The organism is Bacillota bacterium (assembly GCA_012837335.1).
Classification (GTDB): Bacteria; Bacillota; Limnochordia; order Darwinibacteriales; family DTU012; genus DTU012.
Window position 1 is genome coordinate 1 of record DURM01000014.1, and the last position, 26310, is coordinate 26310.

At 47.0% G+C, this 26310-nt stretch carries 21 protein-coding genes; 5 read left to right on the plus strand and 16 right to left on the minus strand.

What is annotated here, in order from left to right:
- The 4 genes from GX019_02075 to speD all read right to left on the minus strand — a co-directional run.
- A partial coding sequence (locus GX019_02075) for a beta-glucosidase (GenBank protein HHT35944.1) occupies positions 1-679 on the minus strand: 679 nt, incomplete at its 3' end.
- Positions 680-933: 254 nt separating this feature from the next.
- Positions 934-1401 (minus strand): YbaK/EbsC family protein, encoded by a 468-nt coding sequence (locus GX019_02080; protein ID HHT35945.1) that lies wholly within the window; start codon positions 1399-1401, stop codon positions 934-936.
- Between the two features lie 70 nt (positions 1402-1471).
- Complete coding sequence (speE, locus tag GX019_02085; GenBank protein ID HHT35946.1) at positions 1472-2317, minus strand: polyamine aminopropyltransferase; 846 nt, start codon at positions 2315-2317, stop codon at positions 1472-1474.
- 31 nt (positions 2318-2348) lie between these two features.
- Positions 2349-3167 carry an adenosylmethionine decarboxylase gene (gene speD, locus GX019_02090; GenBank protein HHT35947.1) on the minus strand — a complete coding sequence of 273 codons (819 nt, stop codon included), beginning with the start codon at positions 3165-3167 and terminating at the stop codon, positions 2349-2351.
- Positions 3168-3392: 225 nt separating this feature from the next.
- On the opposite strand from speD, the gene GX019_02095 reads away from it, so the two are divergent.
- On the plus strand, positions 3393-5747 hold the full coding sequence (locus GX019_02095; protein ID HHT35948.1) for an ATP-binding cassette domain-containing protein: 2355 nt from the start codon (positions 3393-3395) through the stop codon (positions 5745-5747).
- Positions 5748-5792: 45 nt separating this feature from the next.
- Here the strand turns inward: GX019_02095 and GX019_02100 are convergent, their stop codons facing one another.
- Entirely contained in the window at positions 5793-8129 is a 2337-nt protein-coding gene (locus GX019_02100) for a glycoside hydrolase family 2 protein (GenBank protein HHT35949.1), read from the minus strand.
- Positions 8130-8323: 194 nt separating this feature from the next.
- Here GX019_02100 and GX019_02105 point away from each other — a divergent pair, with 194 nt between their 5' ends.
- Entirely contained in the window at positions 8324-9613 is a 1290-nt protein-coding gene (locus tag GX019_02105; protein HHT35950.1) for an MATE family efflux transporter, read from the plus strand.
- Positions 9614-9654: 41 nt separating this feature from the next.
- Here the strand turns inward: GX019_02105 and GX019_02110 are convergent, their stop codons facing one another.
- Positions 9655-10935, minus strand: coding sequence for an extracellular solute-binding protein (locus GX019_02110; GenBank protein HHT35951.1), 1281 nt, complete (start codon positions 10933-10935; stop codon positions 9655-9657).
- A 177-nt stretch (positions 10936-11112) separates the two neighbouring features.
- Between GX019_02110 and GX019_02115 the strand changes: the two genes are divergently transcribed.
- Entirely contained in the window at positions 11113-11973 is an 861-nt protein-coding gene (locus GX019_02115) for an AraC family transcriptional regulator (protein ID HHT35952.1), read from the plus strand.
- A gap of 20 nt (positions 11974-11993) precedes the next feature.
- Here the strand turns inward: GX019_02115 and GX019_02120 are convergent, their stop codons facing one another.
- From GX019_02120 to GX019_02145, 6 genes are read right to left on the minus strand one after another with little or no spacing between them, the layout of a single operon-like run.
- Entirely contained in the window at positions 11994-12626 is a 633-nt protein-coding gene (locus GX019_02120; GenBank protein ID HHT35953.1) for a LysM peptidoglycan-binding domain-containing protein, read from the minus strand.
- 28 nt (positions 12627-12654) lie between these two features.
- Positions 12655-13587, minus strand: a complete 933-nt coding sequence (locus tag GX019_02125) for an aldo/keto reductase (GenBank protein ID HHT35954.1) — start codon at positions 13585-13587, stop codon at positions 12655-12657.
- Between the two features lie 43 nt (positions 13588-13630).
- A complete protein-coding gene (locus tag GX019_02130) occupies positions 13631-14977 on the minus strand; it encodes a class II D-tagatose-bisphosphate aldolase, non-catalytic subunit (GenBank protein HHT35955.1) in 1347 nt (448 codons plus the stop codon).
- A 1-nt stretch (position 14978) separates the two neighbouring features.
- Positions 14979-16025 carry a galactitol-1-phosphate 5-dehydrogenase gene (locus GX019_02135; GenBank protein HHT35956.1) on the minus strand — a complete coding sequence of 349 codons (1047 nt, stop codon included), beginning with the start codon at positions 16023-16025 and terminating at the stop codon, positions 14979-14981.
- Positions 16026-16044: 19 nt separating this feature from the next.
- A complete protein-coding gene (locus GX019_02140) occupies positions 16045-17556 on the minus strand; it encodes an FGGY-family carbohydrate kinase (protein HHT35957.1) in 1512 nt (503 codons plus the stop codon).
- A 21-nt stretch (positions 17557-17577) separates the two neighbouring features.
- Positions 17578-18294, minus strand: a complete 717-nt coding sequence (locus GX019_02145; protein HHT35958.1) for an HAD-IIB family hydrolase — start codon at positions 18292-18294, stop codon at positions 17578-17580.
- A 94-nt stretch (positions 18295-18388) separates the two neighbouring features.
- On the opposite strand from GX019_02145, the gene GX019_02150 reads away from it, so the two are divergent.
- Positions 18389-19141, plus strand: coding sequence for a DUF1624 domain-containing protein (locus GX019_02150; GenBank protein HHT35959.1), 753 nt, complete (start codon positions 18389-18391; stop codon positions 19139-19141).
- Between the two features lie 284 nt (positions 19142-19425).
- Here the strand turns inward: GX019_02150 and GX019_02155 are convergent, their stop codons facing one another.
- A complete protein-coding gene (locus tag GX019_02155) occupies positions 19426-20649 on the minus strand; it encodes an MFS transporter (GenBank protein HHT35960.1) in 1224 nt (407 codons plus the stop codon).
- Between the two features lie 76 nt (positions 20650-20725).
- Positions 20726-21877, minus strand: a complete 1152-nt coding sequence (locus GX019_02160) for a helix-turn-helix domain-containing protein (GenBank protein HHT35961.1) — start codon at positions 21875-21877, stop codon at positions 20726-20728.
- A 265-nt stretch (positions 21878-22142) separates the two neighbouring features.
- On the opposite strand from GX019_02160, the gene GX019_02165 reads away from it, so the two are divergent.
- The gene (locus GX019_02165; protein HHT35962.1) at positions 22143-23159 is read left to right on the plus strand and encodes a GGDEF domain-containing protein; all 1017 of its coding nucleotides are present in this window, start codon (positions 22143-22145) and stop codon (positions 23157-23159) included.
- A 2-nt stretch (positions 23160-23161) separates the two neighbouring features.
- Here GX019_02165 and GX019_02170 read toward each other — a convergent pair whose 3' ends face one another.
- Positions 23162-25354: a family 78 glycoside hydrolase catalytic domain gene (locus tag GX019_02170; GenBank protein HHT35963.1), complete on the minus strand. Its 2193-nt coding sequence runs from the start codon at positions 25352-25354 to the stop codon at positions 23162-23164.
- Positions 25355-25383: 29 nt separating this feature from the next.
- A complete protein-coding gene (locus GX019_02175; GenBank protein HHT35964.1) occupies positions 25384-26199 on the minus strand; it encodes a hypothetical protein in 816 nt (271 codons plus the stop codon).
- Positions 26200-26310 lie beyond the last annotated feature (111 nt).

Below are 26310 nucleotides of genomic sequence, written 5' to 3' on the forward strand. Positions count from 1 at the left end.
AGCTCATTACTACCCGAACATCCGCTTCTTTAACAGCAGCTTCATACGGAAACAGCCACACTTCCCGCAGTTCGCGAGGGGAAACATGAACCGGCGCATGGTTGCGGCCTCCTTCGGAGAAACTGTGACCAACAAAATGCTTTAAGGTCGCTAAAACACCTCGCCGCAGTTCCGGTTTCTGAAGTCCTTCAGCATAAGCTGCAGCCACAGCAGCAGCGAGATAGGGATCCTCGCCAAATGTTTCTTCTACCCGCCCCCACCGCAGATCGCGAGCCAAATCTAGAACGGGAGACAGGCCCAGCCGAGCGCCGATAGCCAGCATCTGTTTTTGAATCTCCCCAGTCATTTTCCTGATTAGATCCGGATTCCAGGTGCACGCTAAACCGATGGCCTGGGGAAAAGCTGTGGCTTCCTTAGCCATCAGTCCGCTTAAGCACTCTTCGTGCAAAAGAGCCGGTATTTTTAGCCTTGTATGCTGCTCTAAAAACTGCTGAATAGCATTGGCAGCTTTAGCTGCTTTATCAGGAGCTAAATCGCTGGCACCGGCCATCCGGGTAATTTGTCCGATCCCGTGAGGAATTGCTGCCTGAGCTTTGTCAAAACAGATTTCCCCCTGATCGTTCAGGAGCACTTCGGGACCTACCGAACCCAGCTGCGCCACCTTTTCTTCCAGTGTCATCCGCTGCAGCAGATCCTCCACTCTGGCATCTACAGGAGCACTGCTGTCCTCATATAGTCTTACTTCCACCGTTTACCACCTTTCCCTCTCCTAGATTCTTAATCGATCGGGCGTCCCGCAGCACCCGTTCTGTCGAAAACTTAAAAACTTTTACTCTTTCATTTTATTCTTCCTTAATATTTAGGAACTGTCAAGGGATTAAAAAAGAGTGCTCTTTACAGCACTCCAGCAGGACTATATATAAAGCTCAAACACTATACCACCAAACAGACATCAACCCATCCTCTGCTGTTTGAGTACTTCTCCAGCTCGGGAATGGACAGCTCGATTAAGGAATTCGAACTGCCGCAGGCAGGAAATACAGATTCATAGCGCTGCAGGGCGCGGTCAAGATAGACCTCCACTCCTTCATTAACAGCAAAAGGACAAACACCGCCAACAGCATGTCCGATTAAAGGTTCTGCTTCGTCAAAGGACAGCATGCGCGGTCTGCGGCCAAACTCTGCTTTATACTTCGCATTATCGACTCTAGTGTCGCCAGCAGCTACCACTAATACAACTCGCTTTCCCAAGTGAAAGGAGAGTGTTTTAGCAACTCGGCCTTTCTCACAACCCAGTGCTTCCGCAGCTTCTTCCACAGTCGCGCAGGAAACATCAAATTCAAGAATGCGATCTTCGATTCCAAAATTCCGGAAATACTCCTTAACTCTTTCTATCGACATCAAAACACTCCTGTTCAGCATCTGACAGTTCTGCTCAGATTAGATTTAAGCCATGCAGACTGCATGGCTATCAGCTGTTGAGAATATTAAGCACATAATTCGGCAGAGCAAAACTGCCCTTGTGCAGTTCTGTGTTATAATAGTTAGTTTCTAACCCTAATGTATTCCACTGGTCTGCTTTTAGGTTCTTAATGGGATCAGGTTCTTTCGAAGCAAAGCCAAACAGCCAATGTCCCGAAGGATAAGTGGGGATATGAGCCTGATAGGCTTTAACTAACGGGAAAACATCCTTAAGCTTCTGATAAGAACTCTTCGCCGCTAAAGCATCATCCGGGTAATACGGACTTTCCATTTGATTCACTAAAATGCCGCCGGACTTTAAAGCGCGATGGCAGTCCGCATAAAACTTGCGGGTAAATAAGCCTTCTCCCGGTCCAAAGGGGTCAGTAGAATCAACGATGATTAAATCATACTCAACTGCTTTATCAGTTACAAACTCCACACCATCGGTAAAAAAGAGATTTACCCGCTCATCATCAAGCATACCAGCAGTCTGAGGCAGATATTTGCGGCAGACCTCAACCACTTTCTCATCGATTTCAACCATATCGATGCGTTTAATGGAATTATACCGCGTCAACTCACGCACAGTGCCTCCATCGCCGGCTCCGATTACCAGCACGTCCTGAGCGTAGGGATTGACCGCCATCGGCACGTGGGTAATCATCTCATGGTAGATAAACTCGTCTTTTTCTGTCAGCATTAAATAGCCATCAATGACTAAAATTCTGCCGAAATCTCGCGATTCATAGACCTCGATTGTTTGGAACTGACTGGCAACATTTGCCAATCGGTTTGTTACCCGAATTGAAAAGGTAGTATCCTTTGTATGATGCTCAGTAAACCAAAGTTCCATGTCTCCCCTCCAGAACAGGTTATAGTCTCATTTAGTAGATATTCATCCCCTGATAGATCTCCATCATTTCTTTTCGCAGTTTTCTAGTGATCTTCTCCTGCTCCTCCGCCGAAAGGTCAGCCGCACTGCGGTTGAACAGATAGTTTTCCAGATCAATATCTTTGATCATCATCTTAGTATGAAAGGTATAGTTAGAATGAAAGTTGACATCATAGCTCTCGTAAACTCTGCGAATATCAGCATCAATAAAGTCCTGAATTGACTTGATTTTATGATCAATAAAATGCTTTTTCCCTTCCACACTGCGGGTAAACCCCCGCACTTTATAATCGATGGTGATGATATCTGAATCAAAGCTGCTGATTAAAAAATTCAAAGCATTCAGCGGAGAAATTTTGCCGCAGGTTGCCACATCGATATCTACGCGAAATGTTGAGATGAAGTGATCAGGATGATACTCTGGATAAGTATGAACTGTGATATGACTCTTATCAAGATGGGCATGGATTGTATCCCTTCGGAAATGACATGTGCATGAATCACTTAAAATGCCCTGGTTGCAGCTGTCATCAATTTGTTCAGGCAGCAGTGGTTCTTCAGCAACCAGCAGATTGACAGAAGCACCCTGCGGCTGATAATCCTGCTTGGAAATGTTTAAAACATGAGCACCGATAATATCGGTAACTCTGCATAAAATCTCAGTCAGCCGCACAGCATTGTACTGTTCGTTAATATACTCGATATAATCTCTCTGCTCCTGTTCAGTTTCTGCGTAGCATACATCGTAGATATTAAAACTGAGGGACTTGGTGAGGTTATTAAATCCATACAAGGTCAGCTTTTCTTCCAATAAAATCGCCTGCCTTTCCCTGCTAGATTTAATACAGAGCCAACGAAAGCTTATTCATTTTACCATATCAATCAAGTATATGTCTATAAATCAGCTCTAGTGATTAAATCCTTATTTCACCACATCAACAGCAATTCCTTCCCCTAATCCCCCCTGCAGCAAGGCTTATAATCCTGCTGTGTTAGGCAACACTAACCGGGTAGCAGATAGGATAGGAGTGATTGTGTGCTGCAGCTTAAGGAGATCACCAAAAACTATACAACTGGAGAATTTACCCAAACTGCTCTAGATCGGATCAGCATTAGTTTTAGGAAAACCGAATTCGTTGCTGTTTTAGGTGAAAGTGGTTCAGGCAAAACGACACTGCTGAATATAATTGGCGGATTGGATTCATATGACAGTGGCGAAATGATGATCAGTGGAGTATCAACCGCAGATTTTGATGAGATTGATTGGGACGCATATCGCAACAACAGCATTGGATTTATCTTTCAAAACTATAATCTTATTCCCCATCTCAATCTAGTCGATAATGTAATCATCGGTATGAGCCTAAGCGGAATGCCTTCTGACGTAAAACATAAAAAAGCTCTGCAGCTCTTGGCAAAAGTGGGACTCGAAGAGCATGTGCATAAAACTCCGAATCAGCTGTCGGGAGGGCAAATGCAGAGAGTTGCCATTGCCCGAGCGCTGGCAAACGACCCCAACATTATTCTAGCAGATGAACCAACAGGAGCTTTGGATACGGAAACCAGCCGCCAGATCCTGGATCTGATCAAGGAGATTGCTCAGGATAAACTGGTTATTATGGTTACGCATAATCAAGCATTGGCAGAAGTCTATGCTGATCGCATTATTCGCCTCTCCGATGGCAAAGTGGTGGACGACAGCAATCCTGCGGACAGTACTGATCAAGGCGAGTTCGAACTTAACAAGACCAGTATGAGTTTTTTTGCCGCTTTACGACTGTCAGGCAAGAATATTGCCACTAAAAAATGGCGCACTACCCTTACAGCCCTTGCCTCTTCGCTGGGCATCATCGGTATTGCACTAATTTTGGGTTTATCCTCAGGTTTTAGGGTCCATATAGACCAATTTCAAGAAGATGCGCTGACAGAGTTTCCCATTATCATTGCCCAGACCGCATCCGTTCTCGAACACGAACCTAATTCATTCCAAAACCAGGAACAGGACCACGATGATCCAGAGCGGATCTATCCCTTCGACACGGGAAAAAGACGAATTTCCCACACCAACACTTTTACGCCGGAATACCTCGAATATATCGCAAAAATAGATCCGGACATCTGCAGCAGCATTGGCTATGTGCGGATGGTTAATCTTAACTTACTCCGCCGCAGAGATGATAAAACCTTTCCGGTAACTGTTTCCGCTGGAATCAATCTGGGCGGTATGGGAAGCATGGGCACCGCCGGCTCAATGAGTTCGGGAATCACCAGCATGCGCGGAGCAGGACTGGCTTCATATCCGGAAACCCTAGATCAATCAGCTCCGAGTTATCTTGAAAGAAACTACGATCTGTTGGCAGGGTCCTATCCGAATTCTGAAACTGATTTAGTATTAGTTATCGACCGCCGCAATAGGGTTGATCATACCGTTTTGACTAATCTAGGCTTTTCCACAGATGAACTTGCTGACTTAAGATTTGATGATATTGTCGGGACTGAATTGAAACTTATTCATAACGACGATTACTATATCCGCACAGATATGGGTAACTTTATTCCAAATAACAATTATGACGCAATGTATGACTCACCCAGAAGCATAACACTGACTATCACCGGAGTGGTTAAAGCCAAACCCCATCTCGAAATTGAGATTTTGGGCACTGGGATTGTCTACAGCGATCGGTTAGTTCAGCGCATCACAGCCGCTGCGTCTGAGTCAGAAATTGTTAAAGCCCAGAAAGAATGCGATGTTAATATTCTCAATCTGAGCAACTTAAATGCTGCCATGAAACAAGCCCTCATCACCAGTTTCGGCGGAGATGACCTCCCGCAGATGATCTTTCTTTTTCCAACTAACTTCAGCGCAAAGGATGCTGTTACAAGCTATCTCGATGCTTACAACGTGAACAAATCATCATCTGATCGAATTCTCTACACGGACCTTGCCAGCACAATAACAGAAATGACCGGAGGGATAATGAATGCAATTACTTTAGTTTTAATTGGATTTTCTGCAATATCGTTAGTCGTATCGCTGATCATGATTGGGATCATTACTTACATCTCCGTACTTGAGCGTACAAAAGAAATCGGAATTCTGCGCGCACTTGGAGCTCGCAAGAAAGACATCACCCGTGTTTTTAACGCGGAAACATTTATTATTGGAGCCTTAGCCGGTTTTCTTGGGATCACCATTGCTTATCTGCTGACTATCCCGATTAACAACTATATTTATAATCTGACCAACCTGCGCAGTGTTGCCCAACTGCGGATCCTGCATGCTGTTCTTCTGGTTATGCTCAGTATCAGCTTAACTCAAATTGGTGGCGCAATTCCTGCAGTTATGGCTGCCAAAAAAGATCCTGTTGAAGCACTGCGTACGGAATAGGGCAAAAACTAGACCCTTTAGCTTCACGCTAAAGGGTCTGTGAACTTAGTCGATCTCGAGCGTATCTGATTTTAGATATGGACTTTCAGCTGTAACTTTTAAAACTCCGGAACCAGTTTTGCGCACATAGATCATCATTCGGCCATCATAAGCGTGGCGATAGGGGGCGGTAAAATCAGTTACATCCGCCAGATCGCCATTGTCTAAGGCAAGCAGTTCGCCTTCGCCTTCCAGCCTTACCCTGATCAGCGAGCGATCAGATACGGCCCGGCGGTTCTGATCATCAAGAACGTAGAGCTCAATCTGGAGAATATCATCTCCGACTTGATAATCCGGAACCAGTTTGATCTGTACAGGAGCATTCACTGTTTCCAGTTTATACCCAATTTCTCCGGCCTCAGCTTCTAAAACACCGGGCTGGAAGGGTACAATCCAGGTTAAATAGCCCAACTCAGCGGTATCAACCTGGTTTTCGCAGAGTTCACCATTGAGATACAGTTTTACATTCTCCTGATTGGTGTAGCAGCGCACCTCGATTTCTTCACCGGGTACGTAATTCCAGCTTTCATACATAGGTTTAAACTCTCTGGGTTCGAATTCTCCTGGCCCTTTCCGCGCAGTAACCAGGCGGATCACCGGCTCATCAGCCCACCAGCTCTGCCGTCTGTAGTAATCAGGTTTTTCGAAACCGGCAGTAGTCAACAGGCCGAAATAAGCACCATGGTGAGGCCATCCCCTGCATTCGCCAAGATAGTCGATTCCAGTCCACAAAAACTGTCCCGAAATAAACTGATTGTCAACTACGGCTCTCCAGGCAGCATATTCATGGCGGTTCTCACTGCCTAAAAGCGGTTTATCGGGGAAGCGCTGATGGTCTTCCGCATACAGATGTTCTTTGTAGTTATAGCCGAGAACATCCAGGAGCTCACCAAAGCCGATCCGAGTCGATAATTCCGGAAACGCCAGCCCCTGAGTTACCGGTCTGGTGTGGTCATGCTGCTTAACAATCTCCACGAGTTCCTTGGCAATAGGTACCAACCGCTCCGAGTTGGGGCGGTTCGGGTTGTATCTCCGCTGCGACATAGGCTTATTATGATCATTGTTGCCCGTCATCATATCAAAGGAGGGGTGGTTGTACGGATCGTTCGGATAGTCGATTTCGTTGCCGATACTCCACATCACTATGGACGGATGGTTGCGCCCTCTTTTCACCATTGCACTCAAATCCTGCTCATACCAATGAGGAAAATCTTCTGCATAGCCATAGTGCTTGGGTGGATAGACATTGTGGCCGATATGCCACTTGTTTTTTGGCGCTTCCCATTCATCAAATGCTTCATCCATCACCAAAAAGCCCATTTCATCGCACAGCTCATAGAGCTCCGGCATATGGGGATTGTGGCTCATTCTGATGGCGTTGCAGCCCATTTTTTTCAGTTTAATCAGCCGCCGCCGCCAAATCTCTTTGGTAACAGCCGCGCCAAGTGTTCCTGCATCATGATGCAGGCATACACCTTTGAAGACCTCACGCTTGCCGTTGAGGAAAAATCCTTGTTCCGGATCGAACTCAAAGGTTCTGATCCCCACTTTCTGGCGATCAATCAGGTACTCTTTTTTTGTTTCAGTGTCCACTACAGCTGTTTCCAGGGTGTATAAGTTCGGTTCATCAGGAGACCACAGTTTGGGATTATTAAGAATGCCTTTGGTTTCGATTTTACTGGCTTCTTCACCGAGGCTTGCCTTACCGGTCAGTTCGAGCACCAAATTGTTATCCGCATCATATAAGCGGTTGTGGACAGTTACATCCATGGGTTTAACCGCAAACAACTCGTTAGTTACAGTCAGCTCGGCTTCCTCCTCAGTAACCCGGTTGTTATAGAAGAAAATGCCGTATTCAGCAGGATAGACCTGGTTATAAATCAGCAGACTTACTTTACGGGTAATTCCGGAACCGGTAAACCAGCGGGAATCCGCCAAGTCTTCGCGGCTTACTCGCACTGATATCACATTCTCTGTTTCGCCGCAGCAGAGAAAGTCGGAGATATCATATTGGAAGGTTGTATATCCGTAAGGGCGTTTACCGAGATAATAGCTATTAATCCACACCTGGCTGTTTTTATAAATGCCGTCAAAGCGTAGAAAAACTCGGCTGTCTTCTAACTCTTTAGGCAGGTAAAAATGCTTGCGGTACCAAGCGGTGCCGCCCCGCACATAACCGGTTCCGCTGGAATACTCCCGCGAAAGGGGATAATGCACCGACCAGTCGTGGGGCAGTCTCACCTGCTGCCAATCATTATCAGGAAAGTCCTTCTGAAAAGCCTCCGCTTCATCTTTCAGAATGAATTTCCAATCTTCATTGATCACTTTAACGCAGTAATCCATTTTTTCGCCTCCTTAGTTGTAGTTTTTAATCAGCTCAAACATGAGCAGTGTTGACCAAAAAAACTGGTTGTGGTAGGATTTTACCTGGTGAGGCCAAAGCTGCGCAGCCTGGGGCCTCTTTTTATTTGGAAGGACTGGTGCTGTTGTATCCTAAAAATAAAGCTGAGATTTTTAGAAAATATGCTGTTCCTCAAATGATTGGTTTGGTAGTAAACTCGGCGTATTTTATCGTAGATGGAATTTTTATCGGCAATCGGCTGGGACGAGATGCCATGGCTGCAGCTGCTGTTTCGGTTCCCCTGCTTGAAATCCTAATCGCTATTTCCCTGGCTGTATCATCGGGAGCTGGGGTAATTATCTCCAGCGGGTTAGGCAGGAAACAGTTCGCCCATGCGCGGCGGACATTTACCAGAGCATCAGCTTTGATGCTGGCTATTGGAGTTCTCATCACAGTATTGGGAAATGTTTTTATCCATCAGCTCGCAGAGCTTTTAGGTTCAACTCCTGATATTCACAGCCAAGCAGTCAAATACATGTGGTATATCGTAACGTTTTCGCCCTTTCTCCTGTTCAGCTTTCTTTTGAGCAGTTTCCTGAGGAATGACAACCAGCCTAAGCTGGCAATGTTTGCTTTAACGTTCGGTTCTATTTCCAATATTGTCCTGGACTATGTGTTTATGTATCCATTAAACATGGGCATTGCCGGAGCAGCTCTTGCTACTGCGCTGGGTCCGATCTTCAGTGTCATCATCATGCTGCCCCATTTTCTTAAGAGAAAGGGATATTTGTATCTAGTGCCATATCGAGTTGAAACACCACGTACTTTTACCATATTAAAACTCGGTTTTCCTGCTTTTATTATGGAATTCTCCATCGGTCTAATTACATTCCTTTATAATACCGCTGTGATCAGAAACGGCTATGGGGAAATCGGCTTAGCTGCATACCTGATTATCGGCTATATCATGCTGCTGTACCTCACTGTATTTCTCGGACTTGCCCAGGGACTGCAGCCTATCTTCAGCTATTACTGCGGAACCGGAGAGCAGGAACAAGGACGAAAGCTGCTGATCTACTCCATTAAACTGTTCGCGCTCATTGGAGTCGTCTGCTATGTGGTAATCCTGATTGGCGGAAAAAGCTTTATCGGTTTCTTCACACCGCAGGATCCGGAACTCGCATCGTTTACCCTTGCCAAAACCCGCGTTTATTTTATCGGGTTTGTCTTTGCAGGTTTAAATATCCTCCTGATTACCTATTGGCAGGCGGTTCAGCGAACTTCCCGCTCGCTGTTGATTTCGTTAATGCGGAGCACTCTGGCGCCACTTCCTCTGCTGATCATCCTCCCAGTTATTTTTGGACGTGAGAGCATCTGGACCTGCCATTCCCTGGGAGAACTGGTTACTTTTGGAACAGCGCTTCTCCTCATCTATTCTACTAAAAGCAGATTAAAATCACAAACACCAATAAAACAAAACACCTAATGAGAATTTCTTCCCATTAGGTGTTTCTCCTTAGTTCAGGATTATTGGCCGAACAAATCATCCAGATACGCTTGAGCTTGCGGCCTGGTTTCATCCATGGCAGCAGCCGCGCCCTTAACACCATTAATTACGTCTGATACTCCCGGAGTAGCTATCGACCACAAATCGGTGTTTTGGAACATATCACCCTCACCACGCCATGATTCAATCGCGGCAATATATAAATCGGCATGTTCTCTGGTGGTCATGTATTCATTGATTCGAAAATCGAGATCATCGTAGGTATCTTCTTCCCTGTAGAGGAAGCAGCCTAATGCCATCAGCTCTTCCGGCATCTCAGCGTTAACCGGCAGCATCATCATCCAAAACTCAAACACCGGATAATAGTAGCGATCAGCGTGCGGACCTCTCGGATAAGAAACTAAGCCATAATCAAGTCCCGCAGCCTTAGCGTGGCGGATTCCTGCCAAGTGAGTGGTCGTAAAGGCTGCAGTGCCTTGGTCAAAGTTACCGCCAGTAAACTGGAGTTCGTTTCTCCATTTATTCACTCTGTTCAGCATTTCCAAAGCAGCTTCGCTGTCATAGTCAAAGACATATCTGCCATCATCTTCAACCCGTACAAGCTCAACACCGTTAGCGGGCGCAATCCGGTAAAACGCAGTTGCGTTGCCAACATCGGTAAAACCAAACTGATCGATTACCCCGTCACCGTCGGTGTCCCGAGTTACCGCAGCGGCAATTTGCTCAAATGCATCTAATGTCCACTCACCAGCCTGCCATAGTTCATAAGGATCAGGCTGATTATACTGCTCTAAGATTGTTTTGTTATAAGCCATCAGCATCATGGAACCATTGTGGAGGCCGTGGTGCGTTCCGAATCCATAATACTCACCGTTATACTTCAGTTTATCAATTGTATAGCGATCAGTTACAGATAGGGCTTCATAGTGCTCCGGCGGCAGCAGCTCTCCTACCGGCATTAAGTAACCGGAAGAAACCAACTTGAAATAACCTTGGCGGTGCGGCATCCGAATAATATCCAGGGTGGAGTCTCCGGCCATGATTCTGCTGATGTACAGATCAATATTTCCATCATAGTTGAAGCGATCGATTTTAACATTGAATAAGGCTTCTGCTTCTGCGATTCTATCCTCATCCGGCAGACCACCTCTGACAATAGTGACCGTTCGACCACCAAAATCCACATCTTCTGGACCCAAAATGCCCGGCAGCGGTGTGTAATCACTGGCAGATGCACATGATCCGAGCACAGCTGCGGCTAGGACAACTACGAGTGCGATTAATCTCAAATTTTTCTTCACCAAAATTACCCCCTTGGTAAATTTTCAGCTCCAGTATAACACTTAACTAAGTTTTTTACTTTGTAAACTTTGGGCAATATATTGCAATTCTTGCTGTGTAGAATGCTGGATGCAGCCGGCTTGATACCTTGCAGTTCTTGTGGTATGGTTAGGTCAAAGAATTGGGGAGAGGTGCGCATGAATCCCGATCGTTTTTACTACGAGATTAACCGGTTATTCTCGTTCTACCACTCTGTTACCGCTAATCCGATAGGGTGGGACATCCATATGCACAGCTCATATGAAATGCTGTATTTTGTCTCCGGCGATGCAACCTACCACGTTGAAGGGCAGAGTTACCAAATGGAACCGGGAGATTTGATCTTTACCAACACCCGTGAGCTGCATAAGATTATCTTCCATTCGGAAATCCCATATGAGCGTAAGTTTATTCAGTTTAAACCGGATTTTATTCTCGGCCTGCAGGTAGATGGCTTTAATCCCCTGACTGTGTTTGAAAACCGCAAACCCGGACACCACAATCAGATTAAAGCGGAGGATGTCCAGGCATATGGTATCGATCAATACATCGAGTCAATGCACAACTTTTCCAAAGCAGCCACGCCAATGGCGAATGCTATGATTAAAACCACCTTGATCCAGATGCTGGTTGCCATTAACCGCATCTTCTCAGATAAGAATCTCGAAGAAAACTACAGCCCTCCCAACTCCAAAGTTAACTCAGTACTGGATTATATCAACAATAATCTTGATCAAAAAATTACCCTAGATCAGCTGGAAAACGAGTTTTACCTCAACAAGTTTCATCTCTGCCATATCTTTAAACAGAGCACTGGATTCTCAATCCTCGAATACATTACCCACAAACGCATCATGAAGGCAAAGGAATTGCTGGCATCCGAAAAACCGGCCTCGGAAGTTGCCGCCCAGGTAGGATACAGCGATTACTCCACCTTCTACCGCGCCTTTAAAAACATTGTCGGGTTATCGCCAAGCAGATATAAAAGAAGAACAAGGGAGCGCAATCAGAAGAGCTGACTGCGGCTCCCTTTCACTCATTACTGAGGCCGGCATTGAGTAAAGTTTCCGATCAAGGCGATCCGGTTAAGATTTGGATTGGTAACCGGGAAGCTGATTTCCGCCGTTACAACGATATCCTGGAATGGGGCAAACTGCTCACCCGGTCCAAAGGTGATGGCTCCAACCCAGACTCCCGGCTGAATCACTACCGGGCCGGTCTGCAGCATTTGAAATGGTATGGGAGAAGCTCCCTGCCGCCTAATCCAGGCCACATAAATATTTCCACCTAACGCTGAAGGCGGTGGTAATCCAATCGCTGCCACCAAAACGCTGCCGTTTCTATTAGGCGCTTGAAACACTCTTGCCACACCGCCTGCTTCCGCCTCCGGCTGAACCGGAACATTCGCAGTCCTAAACAGCAGCATACAGCACTCAATAGTGGGAATCTGGGCTCCCGGAATGCAGATCACCTGTCCCGGAAAGATTAAATTCGGATTAGTAATCTGGGGATTAGCTGCGATCAGTGCGGGAAGCGAAACTCCAAAGCGGTTAGCAATTGTAAACAAGGAGTCTCCAGGGACTACGGTGTAATAGAAGCCTGTGCAAAAAGGTGGAGGCGGCGGAGGAACCCTGCATACAAAAACGGAGCCGAAATACGCACAGTATCTCAGCTCCGTCTAATGCTGTTATCTTATTATTCTATTTCCAGAGATCTTCCCAGCTTTCCGCGCCTTCCCACAAGAAGACCTGACCTTTAATTAAACGGCAGTTCCTGTCGATGCTGTTAATTGCCGCCATTTCTTCATCTGTGAGCGGATCTTCCGTTACCGCTTTCAAATTCGCAGTGTAGTTTCTTGGAGTGGTCGAGAAAGGAATTGGCACCTGACCCCGCTGCACAGCCCACTTAATGCAGACTACAGCCGGATGCACATTGTGCCGCTCCGCAATTTCCAGAATTACCGGATCCTCTGTCGGAGAGGTATCGTCAGGTGTGCGATCGCGGTCCGGACGGTTTGGAGAACCGATCGGGCAGAAGCCAATCGGTACAATGTTATTATCCAGACAGTACTGGAACAGCTCCGGCTGCTGGAAATGGGGATGCAGTTCCATTTCGTTAACCGCCGGCTTAATCCGGGCATCTTTCAGTACCCCTTCCAGCTTAGATATGGTCATATTCGATGTGCCGATATGCTTAACCAGTCCCGAATCCACTAAACGCTCCATCTGGCGCCATGTCCGCATGTAGTTTTCATGAATGTAGGGAACGGCATGAGGATCGCGGGAATCAACATCTGCCCCCGGAGGATGGTAGTTAGGAAACGGCCAGTGGATCAAATACAGATCGAGATAGTCCAAGCGGAGATCCTTTAAGGTTTTGGCTAGGGCAATTAATACATCGCCATCTCCATGCATGTCGTTCCAGACTTTTGAAACAATAAACAGCTCTTCCCGCTTAACAATTCCCTCATTGATCGCTTCCTCAATTTTGGGGCCGATCAAATGCTCGTTCCCGTATACAGCAGCGCAGTCGATCATCCGATAACCAACCCTGATAGCTCCGGCCACTGCTTCGGCAATGTCCTCTCCGGAATAGCGATCGGAACCAAATGTACCGAGACCTATTGCTGGCATTTTCGCACCGGTATAAAGTGTTTTTTGGGGTACTAATTCAGGATTAACGCGTTCCATTTTCTCCCTCCTGCTCAAAAGGTAATATTCCTGTGGCATATAGATACTCGTCAATACAGTTTACTACCCGATCTTTAACTAATTCCCGCGGATCAGCAGTCAGCTCGCCGCGGCGAACTTTAGTATACTGGATCGGCATGTATTGACTTAACAGGCTTAATGGAATCTCTACCGCGCCAAGATTTTTAAACAGCAGCTCGATTGCTTGATTTACATCATCGTAAGGAAGGTAGTAGCGGCTGCGGTCGGAAAAACTGTACTTCCGCGCCAGGCGCAGCTTGTGCTCATCGCCATGGTAGTGCTTTTCCCAGTATTTCGGATTTTCGAGCATTACTTGCTCAAGCACAGCCGGAAGGTTCGACAGCGGCTGCCCTGTATGCCCCAGCAGTTCAGATTCGATCATGCTGAGAGCAAACAAACCTTCTCTGAGGGCAAATGTCAGCGCTGGACCAACTTTGAGGAAGATGACTCCGTCCTCTACCATCTGGCGCAGCAGTTCCGGGGTCTGGTAATCAGTAGAATGGCCTTCAAATACTAAATTCGGATACTCCTTGAGCGCTTGGCTAAGCTCCTTTGCGTCGTCGCGGTTGTATGGGTGGATCGATTCATCACCAAACTCCACTCCCGGCTGAACCACGACAGCGATTACCCGATTCCAAGCATCGGTCAAATCCAGGTTTTTAAATGCTTCTTCAAACAAAGCTACAGTTTCTTTAAAATCAGCTACATTGGTTACCTGAACGAGATCCTCTTCTTCCTGGCTGCCGCCGGGGATGGGCACTTCGCTGCCCACTACATACACAGGCAGTGATGCATCGGGATTCTCAGCTTGATGCGCTTGAAAGGCAGATTCTGCAGCCTGAGCAAGACGCGCTCCCCGCTCTGCGATTAACTTTGAGTCTAGTTTTTGATTTGGATCATCATCACCTAAACGCATGCTGGTATCAATATGAATCTTAGCAAACCCGGCTGAGACAAACTGACGAATCAGCTCCTCTGCTTCCTGCATCGCCTCTTTAGCCGGCAGATGACTGAAAGTCAGGGGACCTAAATGGTCTCCGCCTAAGATAATGCATTCTTTGGGATAATTAACTCTGGCAGCGATTTGGTATACATAGTCCCTGAACTGAACCGGTGTCATCCCAGTATAACCGCCGTACTGATTGACCTGATTAGCCGTGGCTTCAATCAAAACATAGCTGTTATCCCGCTTAGCTCGATCTAAACACGCTTCGATTACCAATTCGTTGGCAGTACAGGCTGAGTACATTCCAATTCTCTGTCCCTGCTTGTGCTGAGCAACCAGCTGTTTTAATGGATTCACATTCAACACCTCATTCATTTACTAGCAGTATTTTGCCTTTTACAGCTCCAGGTATTTTATACAGGTCAAAAGCTGTTTTAGCCTCACTTAACGGATACTTCTTAAAGATCAAAGCTTCATCATATTTTAACTGGCCGGTACTGAAGAAGTGAGCTGTCAGTTCCCACTCGCTGCCGGGGAAGGGAGCGCTGTAGGACATCCACGATCCCGTCAGGATAAACTCTTTGCGGTTCATCTGCTCCCAGAGCTTAGGACTAAAGGTTAAGTCCTTAGTCGGGGTACCGATCATGCAGACCTTACTCTTATTGCCTGCCAGCTCAAATGCAAGTTTCATAGTAGCATCGGCGCCAGCTGTTTCAAACACATACCCAAAGCCTCTTCCGCCCACAGCTTCCATCACTTCGGCCTTAAAATCCGGTTTGAGGGTATTTACCACCTGATCCACTCCGAGTTTTTTCGCAAGTTCAAGCCGATCATCATCAAGATCAAAGACAAAAACTCGTTTCGCACCATAAATTTTCGCCCACTGCGCTGTAAAAAGTCCGATTGTTCCGCCTCCTAAAACTGCGACGTCCTCACCGCCTCTAAACTGGACGCAGTCGAGGCCGTGGAGCGCTACCGTCGATGGCTCAAACAGCGCTCCCTGCTCGAACGAAACACTGTCCTCAAATGGAACAACATTGCTCTCAGGCAGCGCTATATACTCAGCAAAAGCTCCGGCAATTCGGGACCCAATAAAAGTATAATGCTTGCACTGGGAAAAACTGCCCCGGGCACAGTCAGCGCAGGTGAAGCAGGGTATAAGGGGAACTCCTGCCACTCTATCGCCAACCTTAACTCTTGTAACCTCAGCTCCTACTTCCACAACTTCTCCAGAAAACTCATGTCCGAGGACAATAGGATAGTAATGAGCTTCGTCTCCCAGCACGCGGGGAACATCTGAGCCGCAGATACCGACAGCCTTTACCTTTACTAAAACTTCGCCTGCCTTTGGCTCCGGTGTCGGCCATTCTTGGTAACGCAGATCGTCTCTGCCGTGCAGTACTGCTGCTTTCATGTCTCCACTCCTGTTCCTGTTAGTATTTGGCCATCAGGTCTTTTAACCGCTCGTACAGCTCACGGTAGAGCCGATAGCCAATCTGATATGTATGGTAATTATCTTGATTCGGATAGTGAATTCGCTTAATTTGAATAGTCTGCTCCACTGCCTGCTGAAAGTCAGAATACACCCCAATACCCACTCCCGCTAGGATTGCTGCTCCTAAAGCGGTAGCAGTATCGGAAGCAGGTACCTGAATCGGCTTTCCGGTGACATCGGCCTTAATCTGTGTCCAGACTTCACTGTTGGCAGCACCTCCCATGGAGTTGAGCACGCTGACGCTGACGCCCGCTTCCTCAGCTGTCTCCAGATTGTGATGGAGCGCATAAGCGCAGCCTTCCATAATTGAGCGGATAAGGTGCCCTTTGGTTTTCGCATAGCTTAACCCGTAGAAAACACCCTTCGCATTCACATCCCAAATCGGTGAACGCTCGCCCGCCATATAAGGCAGAAAGACTAAGCCATCAGAACCGGGAGCGATTTGTGCTGCCATTTCGCTGAACATCTCAAAAGCACTCCTGCCGGATGCTTCCTCCATTTCTTCCTCATATGTTCCCAGCTGCTCTTTAAACCACTTTAGAGTGCCGCCGCCTCCGACAGTACCGCCCTGCAGCAGGTACATTCCCGGCACTACATGATTACTTAAGATCAGCTGGGGATGGGCACGAGCATGATCTACGCAGATACTCATGCCTCCGGCCTGCCCTCCCTGCTCCTGAGTTTCACCGGGAAGAGTCACACCGGCGCCGAGAGTGCCGCAGGCAGCATCCAGTCCTCCGGCCACTACGGGTGTATCGGCCCTAAGCCCTGTTTCCTGCGCAGCCTGGGCGGTAACCGTCCCAACAATTTGGTGGCAGGGATAAAGAGGGGGCAGCATTTCCAGCGGTATGCCTAAATCTTTACACAGATCAGAATCGTATTCTCCTCTGCTAATATTAAACACATGCAGACCATAACCCTGCGATAAGTCCTGGGTAATTTTTCCGGTCATTTTGTAGACAATATAGCTGTTGCTCTGCAGAAATGCCGCTGTCCGCTGGAAAATATCGGGTCTTTCCTCTTTAAACCACAAAATTTTTGGAGTGGTATAGGTCGGCTCAAAGCGGTTGCCGCTAACGGCAAAAATTCGTTCTGCGCCCACTTCTGCTTTTACCCGCTCAGTAATGGCATTAGATCGATTGTCCATCCAATTTGGTGTGTTGTGGAGGACTCGGCCATTTTTATCGATTGGAATTGCCGACCAGCTCTGGCCATCGACTCCCACAGCGGCAATTTGAGCTGCTGAGACCCCATCAGCATTCAAAACAGCCTGGACTGCTTCGCAGACTTTAACCCACCATTCCTGCGGATCCTGCTCTACCCAGCCGGATGCCGGGTAGTAGATTCCATAAGCTTTAGATGCTTGGGCAATCACTTCACCCTCAACAGTAAAAACAGCAGCTTTACACGCTGAGGTTCCAATATCAATTCCCAACAATAACTTCGCCATTATTTCACTCACTCTCTTTAGTTAGTCCATAATGGTCTTTGCCTTCACGTAAATGTCCAGTACACCGCGGACCATCGGGTACTCGGATACATAGTCCACTGAGCTGCGCACTAATTCTGAGCAGTTCGCCGGAGCAGCCGAACGGGCAGCGGCACTAAACATGGGTAGATCGTTGTCAGTGTCGCCAATTGCCAGTACCCTGTCCGGGTCGGTATTGGTAATTTCACACCAGAACTGCACACCCTCAGCCTTGTTGATGCCCCGGGGTACAATTTCAATCGACCGGGACGATTTGGAAATATCGATGGGCGCTTCAGCAAGCCGCTCTTCAATAACCGGTTCAATTTCCGGCAGCAGCTCCGGGTTGATAGTATTAACGCTGAAAGTATAGGATTTGCCTACTTCAACCACGATCTCTTTGCCGCCGATTATTTCTTCCAAAATGCGGTGGATATTCTCCTGCTCCTTAAAAAAATCCTGAGGAATTATGGGATTGAGAATTGCCTCTTTAGTAAGGGGATGGTATAGCAGAGCACCATTTTCGCAGATGCAGTAATCTGAGATTAACAGCTGCCGTGCCACCGCCTCTAAAAACGGTGCCGGACGCGATGAACACAGGGCAAAAGTGAATTCGCGGCTGTGATTTCGCTCTGCCAGCTCACTCAACCCGGCAAAATCCCACATCTCACCGCGTCCCGGCACTAAGCATCCATCAACGTCGCAGAGTATACTGACCATAATTATCAACTTCCTTCTTCAAATGATGAATTGTTTCCATGCGCTGCTATTGTTATAATAATGGCAGGTTAGATAGTTTTGAGGGAGGAGAACAATGCATAACAGACCGCACTCACGATTTCCGGAATTAGATTTGCTGCGAGGATTGAGCATTATTGCCATGGTGCTGTACCATGCCTTTTGGGACTTATACTACTTCGATCTGGCTTCGTGGGATATTTTTCCATTTTCTCCCCAAATCATGGCTCAAATCATTGGATCATCATTTTTACTAATCATTGGCATGTGCTTGTCCATCAGCTACGCCCGGACAATTCGGGCCATAGGGTTTAAAGGAATCTGGAAAAAATTCATCATCCGCGGCTGCAAACTGTTGAGCTGGGGAGCAGTTATTACCCTTGTAGTCTATTTTGCCTTGGATGAATACATCCTGTTCGGCATCCTGCACCTGATCGGTGTATGCATATTATTATCACCGCTGTTCCTGCCTCGTCCGAATGCTGCCTTAGCGGTAGGGGTTGCGGTAATTACTGCTGATTATTTGCTTACCAATCTGTCGGTGCGCTCGCTGTTCCTGCTTCCGTTTGGGCTCGGCCGCATAACCATTCCCATGGTTGATTATTACCCGCTTTTCCCCTGGTTCGGCGTCGTGTTGATTGGGATATGGTTGGGATCGGTATGCTACCCTCATGGCGAAAGGCGTTTTCCTGTTTTAGCGTTAGAATCAATCAATAAGCTGCCTGGAACTCAGTTTGTGAGATTTCTAGGCCGCCACTCCCTTATTGTTTATCTAATCCATCAGCCGATCGTTTTTGGCCTGGTTTATTTAATCCACACCCTGGTTTAGCTCGACAGGCGAAGAGACAGCCGACCTGCCTAAGGCTGTCTCTTCCTCTGAACTAATCTTTCTTGAAGATCATATAGGCGATTATTGCCACTACAGCAATAATTACGACCCACCAATACCAGGTCATTCCGTACCCTCCTTTATGATTTAATTTTCCGACTATTACCAATAAGATGCTCTGATCCTGCTTTTTGACTGTTTATTTACTTCTCCTTTCCCCGGGTCATACCCTTTTTTAAATTATATTGGTCGAGCGGCTATTATTATGCCAAAAAAAAGAGACGCTAGATTTGGCGCGTCTCCGCAGCTGCCGGTAGATACAGCTCTGCAATCGATCGGGAACAAGCGAGACCAACAGCAAAAATGCACATCGCAGAGCCGGAAATAAAAAACAGCCAGTAGATCGGCACCGCATCGACCAAAACTCCAACTACTGCCGTGGATAGGGGAACAAGCATGTTGACAGTGCTGTCGACCAAGCCGAAAACCCGCCCGCGATAATGATCGGGAACCAATTCCTGCATCATGGTTTTAAAAGGGACATTAACCTGAACCAAGAACAAACCTGTTAAGAAGTTTGGCAGGACCATAAAAATCAGGATTCCCACCCTTGATAACCGAGAGTATACTGCTGGCATACCCAGCAGTCCTAAAACTGCAGCTAAAATCCCCACCACTAGAACCCCGGACGACAACAGCTTGTCTTTAGCAAACCTGCGCGTCAGAAAACCGATTAAAAGTGTGCCTAACAGCAGCCCCGCTGGATAGCTTGAGTGGGCAAATCCGTAGAGTTTCGGATCCATCAGCAGAACTTCTTTGCCCAAATAAGGGTAAGCCACAGCATAAATCGGATTGAGCGCGAAATTCATTCCCAACGCAAACAGGATTAAGGTGCGGAGTCCAACATGGCCCCATAAATAAGTAAATCCGGATTTAAGCTTTGAGAAAAACTGAACTTCTATTTCGCTTTTTACACGCTTAGGAAAGCGAATAAACATCTCCGAAACTGCTGAAAGCAAAAACGAGATGCCGGTAATCAGAAATACACCGCCATATCCCGCGGTACCCAACAGAAAGGCGCCAGCAATCGGACCAAGGATACCTGTGGCACTCTGGCTGAAGCTGTCGCGGGCATTAGCCTGTACAAGCTCGTCTTTGCTCACTAAATTCGGTAGCGAGGCGCTGATTGCTGGGTTAAACAGCACAGCGCAGAGCGATTGCACCACCGAGGCCGCAAACAGCACCGGCAATGTGAGCATTCCGTTCAGGTAAATCGCTGCCAGAGCCAGCATCAGCAGACCGCGAACCACGTCCATGGAAACGATCAGTATTTTGCGGTCGATTGTATCGGCAATTACACCGCTGAACGGGAGCAGAATTATCATGGGAAGAGAGGAAATCAGGAGCAGCGTACCTAACACCGCTCCAGAACCGGTTAAATCAAGGACGAGCCAGGTAAGGGCAAAATAGTGGATCCCGTCTCCCAGCTGAGAAACTAATTTCCCCATAAAAAGCAATCCGTAATCACGGTTAATAAAAACTCTTTGTAAGAAATGTTTCAGCATCCGCTTAAGCAGTCCTTTCCTAGCCTCTCTGCAGGATCTTGATTGAAGAGTGCTGACTGTGTTTTTCTTTAGACCCCTCGATCACTCTGCCTAACACTACATCGCTGGCACCATGGCAGGTAATATCAGCGGTTCGCGCTGTTAAACCTTGAGCCTTTATATCCCCCGCACCGGAAATCTCAGCCTTGAACTCATCAATATTGCCGCCGCTGACACTGATATCTCCGGCTCCGCTGACATGAGCTTCGAACCTTATTGTAACCTCATTCAGTTCAACATTCCCTGCACCGCTGATAGCCAGCTCTGCTTCGCCAATCTTGTCAGCTTTTAAATCGCCGCTGCCGCTGATTCGACACTTTAAGACATCGAAATCAGTGAGTATGACATCACCTGAGCCGCCGATCTGCACTAATCCATTCTTAAAAGGTACCTGCACCTCACCACTGCCGGATCCGCCAATCCTCAGCTCTAAATCAGAACCGCTGTCTTGGCCAATCATGATCTCAATTCGGTTTCTCTCACCGCGGTGATAGTTTTGCTGTTTTTGGACTGCAGCAAGCAGCGAACCGCTCTGAGAAACCTGCAGACCGCCAATGAAAGGTGCTGAACCTACCGCTTTTAGCCTTGTATAGGTATCAGGCGAGCGCAGAACCTGGAAAGTGGCATTGGAGATTTCCAGGCGCAGCGAGGCGATCCCGCTGAATACTTCGCTGAGCTCAGTCTGCCCTTGATCATTCTCGTCGTACTCATCGGCGAAATCAAAGCAGATCTCACCTGAACCTTTATTGATGATTTCCTGCCGCCGCAGATCTGCGCTGCTGCCATCTTTAAAAACAACCGTATCCTCGTTTGTTACAGCCACTTCCTTATCCGAGTAACACAGCAGACCTTGATAGGTATGGATCAGTTTTAACCGGCCTTTCTGTTTAGGAATAGCTGATGCTTCCGCTTTTGTTGGATCGATACCGCCTCCGAACAGCTTTTCAATCGTGGTATTCAGTTCCTGCGCCAGCCGGGGAAGCATGGTTATTTCCGGAAAGCAGATTTCATTTTCCCATTTGGAAACAGCCTGAGCGGTAATATTCAGGCGTTCAGCCAGCTCCTCCTGGGTTAAGCCCGCCAGTTTCCGAAATGAAGCAATCCGCCTGCCAAAACCATAAATGTTATACATGTGACCACTCCCTGCACGTATTTGCTAGTCTAATTATCCTGTGAAGTGCAGTCGTTATCCAGATATTGCTGGTTTAAGTAAAAGCCTTTTGCCGGCATAAAACTCAACCACTGGTTGAATAAACCTGTGGTTGAATTAATCTCAATTTGTTCCGAAAATATTAATTAAAACATTACCTGGGTTATAAAGGATACTTAAGCGCCGACAAAGAATATAACCTAGTTTCTAAGTATTATAGATTCCAAGATTTTTAGAGGTGTGGCATATGTTTAAAATTAGAAGACTTGATTCCAAAACCATGTTTATCATAACAACCCTGCTGATCATATTGATCGGTGCCGGCGACTTCCATTCCGGGCAGCTAACTTACTCATTGAACCGAGACGCAGATATTATCAACAATTTAGGGCTTATCCGCGGATCGATTCAGCGCTTAATTAAACTCGAATTAGCAGATGCGCCCAATGATGAGCTGGTTCAAAGCATCGATCAACTAATCAACGAACACCTAGATGATTACCCCGAATTTATGACTGAATTGGCAGCCCAGTGGGAGCAGATTAAACTGCAGATACTGCTCTACCGGAACAACCCTGCCGATAGCAGCCCTAGTACACTATTATTGGTAAGCGAACAGATCTGGACTACTGCCGATGATGCGGTTATCCATGTGCAGAGATTATCAAAACAGCATTTAAATGAGTTTCGGCTTATATTTGCCTTAAACTTCTTTACCCTAGTGCTGGCAGTGATTATTCTGATTTGGCTGCGGCGCTATGTCCAGAATCAGTTAGAGTATATGGTGCGCTATGATGCGTTAACCAGCGCCATAACCAAAGCCTACTTCAAGCGCATCCTCCCCAGAGAAATGGATCTGGCGAGCAAAACCGAGACTCCCCTTTCCCTGATTGTTGTGGATGTAGATAAGTTCAAGCAGATCAACGATACCCGCGGCCATATCACCGGTGACTTTGCTCTGCAGCAGATCTCGGAAATGCTCATAGAAAACTTGAGAGGCACAGACTTTTTGGCCCGCATCGGCGGTGATGAATTTGTGATTATCGCACCCAACACAACCTTATGCGAAGCGAAAAAGCTGGCTGATCGGCTCCAGAGCGTAGTTAACGCCGCGGACTTTCCGGGTATCGGTCCACTCTCCATCAGCTTAGGCATCGCCGAATATGATTACAAAGAAAGCATGGATCAGCTGTTTGAGCGAGCTGATCGAGCTCTCTATCAAGCCAAAGCCGATGGCCGCAATCAAGCAGCTGTATGCAGTTAAAATCAGCTGCTTAGTTCGAAGTCAAAAGTATTCACTCCGGGTTTGACTGGGAAGGTTTTATCTTTAAACCTAAACTCTGCCCGGATATCACTGCCAATTTCGAGTGTAAACTCAACTCTGCCATCCTCAATCCCATATCCAACTGCAATTTTTCCTGCAGCAGCGGTGATTGCACCGCTGACCTTCTCAAGCCCTTTGACTAAAACAGGAGCAATAATCACATCTTTAAAACCGGTGCTGTTTGGCTTCTGTTTAATTCCTAAAAGTCCATAGAAAAGATACTTTGTGCAGGCTCCAAACATCGGGTGATTGTGGGATTTACGACCATCCCAATATTCCCACAAAGTTGTGGCGCCCTGATTTTTGATATGCCCGAATGATGGATATTTCTCTGATGTTAAAAGATCAAATGCTGTCTGGGCATAACCGTTTTCAAACAGCACCTTGATCAAAACATCGGTGCCGAAAATACCGGTATCAAAGCATTCAGCCTCGGAGTATTTTTGAGCCACTTTCTCTAATAACTCCTGATTCCCTAAACCTAGATCAAGAGCAAATACATCCGCTCCCTGAATAGATCCGCAGAAACTATTTTCATCTGGATCATAATAGTGATCGATTAATGCCTGTTTTACCATCTCCAGCCGTTTTTCGAACGGGAATGGTTTGTCCAGCACTTCGCTGATATATCTGATTTGCTCCATGGATTTGACATAAAAATAAGTGTTGATAAAAGGTTCAGGTATGGCAATCGGGTCAGGAGTACACCAGTCCCCCAAGCACCATCCACCCGGTTCTTCCGCCACCACCAGACCATTCTCACTGCGCAGCTCCAGATAATCAATATACTTAAGCATATTGGGATAATACTTTTCTAAAATACTCTTGTCACCATAATGGCGGTAGTATTGATAAGGCACCTCAACAATCGCACAGCCCCATCCCCCCGGACCGCCACCTCCTCCGGCAAATGGAGCAGTGTGCTGCACATGCCCAGTATCCGGATCCTGACCGTCAGCAATATCCTGAATCCACTTTTCATATAACAAACGGCTATCGGCAAGCAGCATCCCAGTATCGCAGAACAGCTGACCGTCACCAGTGTAGCCCAAACGTTCCCGATGCGGACAGTCGGAAGGAACTCCCAAGTGAACATTGCACAAAAATGTGTTCACGGTTGCTTGATAGAGCCAGTTCAGCACATCGCTGTCGGATGAAAAGGTAGAGGTTACCGGAAGATCGGTGTGAACAATAACGCATTCCTCCGGCTCCGCCTCGCCGTACACCTGGAAATAGCGGTAACCATGCCAGGTAAATTCAGGCTCGCAGATACTTCCAGCAGGCACATTGATAAACTGATCCTGCTGGATCTGCTCTTCTCCGCCGGTGGTTGCAAAGGACAGAGAACCATCAGATTCCAGTTCTTCAGCGTAGACAACTTTCACCCTGCCGCCGTCCGGTCCCGTATATTTCAGTTTTGCCCAGCCGACAGTATTTTCGCCGCAGTCATAGATCTTGGAATCAGAACGAGTTTGGAGCAAAACCGGCTTGAGCGAGCGAATTCTTTTATCTGTAGGACAGCGCTGCTCATTAAACTCTCCATTAGGTGTTTCCGCCAAATCTACCCTCTCCCAGCCGGTGTCATCAAACCCGGGGAGGCTGAAATCAAGAAGCTTTTGGGTAAAATCATGGACCTCGCCGATGTAGATATTGTTTTCAATAATATGGCTCTGCCTCCATTTGATACTTTGGTCAGAAGTTATGTATTCTGTATCCGCACCAGAACCTACAGCAATTGCAAACATCAACTTCGGATAGTTATACCACAAGTCACCTTCCAGAGTCTTCACTCTTTGATTGTACATGCCATTACCTAGAACGATCCCAATAGCATTTTTTCCCTCAGCTAGGTATGAAGTGATATCATACCGGACGTAGTAAATTCGGTGGGTAAAGGTGTCGTTAATAGGCCATAAAAGCCGGGGTCTGCCCCGATCCTCATAATCGGACCAGGCCGGGACCAATACATCATCAGATACGCGCTTTCCATTGATAAACAGCTGAAAGAGCCCCAAGCCGCAGATCGCTATCTCGGCTTTCTGAAACTGTTTGACCGTGAACTCTTTCCGCATATATGGAGCCTCGCATTTTCCGCCCCGCACCCATTGGATTTGCTTAAAATCAATTCTTTCCATAACGTCGCTCCTTACCTTCATGACAATATCTATTCTCGCAGCGAGCTGTTTTCCAACCTGTACTGCTGCTCCGCTTTTTTCGCATACCATCTTGTCAGGTCTGGGTTCCCCAGTTTCTGGTAGCATCTAACTAAAATCAGATAGACATCACTGCAGCAGTCAGAATAAACAGTGATCAGCTTCTCTATAGTTAGAATACAGCGTTCATAGTGGCCTAAATGCATCAGCGCAGCGGCAAGCTTAAAATAGCAGTTCCTTCTCATCTCAATCCAGCAATCATCTTCCATCAGTTCAAGCGCATGCTCATAACTGTGCGCAGCCAGCTCAAAGAGTCCCCGTTCCGCTGCGATATCACCTTTGAGCATGTGGGTCAGCGCGCGGGTTGGATTGGCTAACACCGCTTTGTTCATCACGGAATCAGCTTTCCGGTAAGCACCGATACTGGCGTACAAACTTGCCAGATTAAAACAGAGATATTCATCGTCGGGGTTGACAGCCAACCCCTCTAAATAGGCATTTATCGCCCGATCGATCAATCCTTCGTTCAGAAAAAATGCGCCGAGATTAATAAACGGCTCACTGGAATCAGGGATAAGTTCAGCCAGCACCCGCAAGCAGCGCTCAGCCCTGCCGATGTGATGCAGATTATAGTAAGCGAAGGCCAGCTCCTCCCAGAGGTAGGTATTTTCACCTTGAAACAAATCCGGATGATGCCTCTTGATCTCTTCAAGCAGCTCTAGAACAAGATTGAGTTCTTGCATTGTCAATTCCCGCTCTGCGCTCAAGCTGAGAATTTTCTCCGCTTGTTCTAGTTTTCGCCTCGCCCAAACATATGAGTTCCTCATTGAAACTTCTCCCCTCTCGGGATGGATACTAATAATTTATATAATAAACGCAAGAAACCTCCCCCAGTTTACCCGCGGGAGGTTTTCAGCACACTGCTCAGCACTGACACC

Excerpts from the sequence above, each read along its gene's own strand:
- GX019_02145 (HHT35958.1), bottom strand. The coding sequence starts at position 18,294 with ATGGTCAGTATACTCTGCGACGTTGATGGATGCTTAGTGCCGGGACGC.
- GX019_02135 (HHT35956.1), bottom strand. The coding sequence starts at position 16,025 with ATGAAAGCAGCAGTACTGCACGGCAGAGACGATCTGCGTTACCAAGAA.
- GX019_02155 (HHT35960.1), bottom strand. The coding sequence starts at position 20,649 with ATGGGGAAATTAGTTTCTCAGCTGGGAGACGGGATCCACTATTTTGCC.
- GX019_02175 (HHT35964.1), bottom strand. The coding sequence starts at position 26,199 with ATGAGGAACTCATATGTTTGGGCGAGGCGAAAACTAGAACAAGCGGAG.
- GX019_02150 (HHT35959.1), top strand. The coding sequence starts at position 18,389 with ATGCATAACAGACCGCACTCACGATTTCCGGAATTAGATTTGCTGCGA.
- GX019_02140 (HHT35957.1), bottom strand. The coding sequence starts at position 17,556 with ATGGCGAAGTTATTGTTGGGAATTGATATTGGAACCTCAGCGTGTAAA.
- GX019_02125 (HHT35954.1), bottom strand. The coding sequence starts at position 13,587 with ATGCCAGCAATAGGTCTCGGTACATTTGGTTCCGATCGCTATTCCGGA.
- GX019_02115 (HHT35952.1), top strand. The coding sequence starts at position 11,113 with ATGAATCCCGATCGTTTTTACTACGAGATTAACCGGTTATTCTCGTTC.
- GX019_02080 (HHT35945.1), bottom strand. The coding sequence starts at position 1,401 with ATGTCGATAGAAAGAGTTAAGGAGTATTTCCGGAATTTTGGAATCGAA.
- GX019_02170 (HHT35963.1), bottom strand. The coding sequence starts at position 25,354 with ATGGAAAGAATTGATTTTAAGCAAATCCAATGGGTGCGGGGCGGAAAA.
- GX019_02105 (HHT35950.1), top strand. The coding sequence starts at position 8,324 with ATGATTGGTTTGGTAGTAAACTCGGCGTATTTTATCGTAGATGGAATT.
- speE (HHT35946.1), bottom strand. The coding sequence starts at position 2,317 with ATGGAACTTTGGTTTACTGAGCATCATACAAAGGATACTACCTTTTCA.
- GX019_02165 (HHT35962.1), top strand. The coding sequence starts at position 22,143 with ATGTTTAAAATTAGAAGACTTGATTCCAAAACCATGTTTATCATAACA.
- GX019_02160 (HHT35961.1), bottom strand. The coding sequence starts at position 21,877 with ATGTATAACATTTATGGTTTTGGCAGGCGGATTGCTTCATTTCGGAAA.
- GX019_02100 (HHT35949.1), bottom strand. The coding sequence starts at position 8,129 with ATGGATTACTGCGTTAAAGTGATCAATGAAGATTGGAAATTCATTCTG.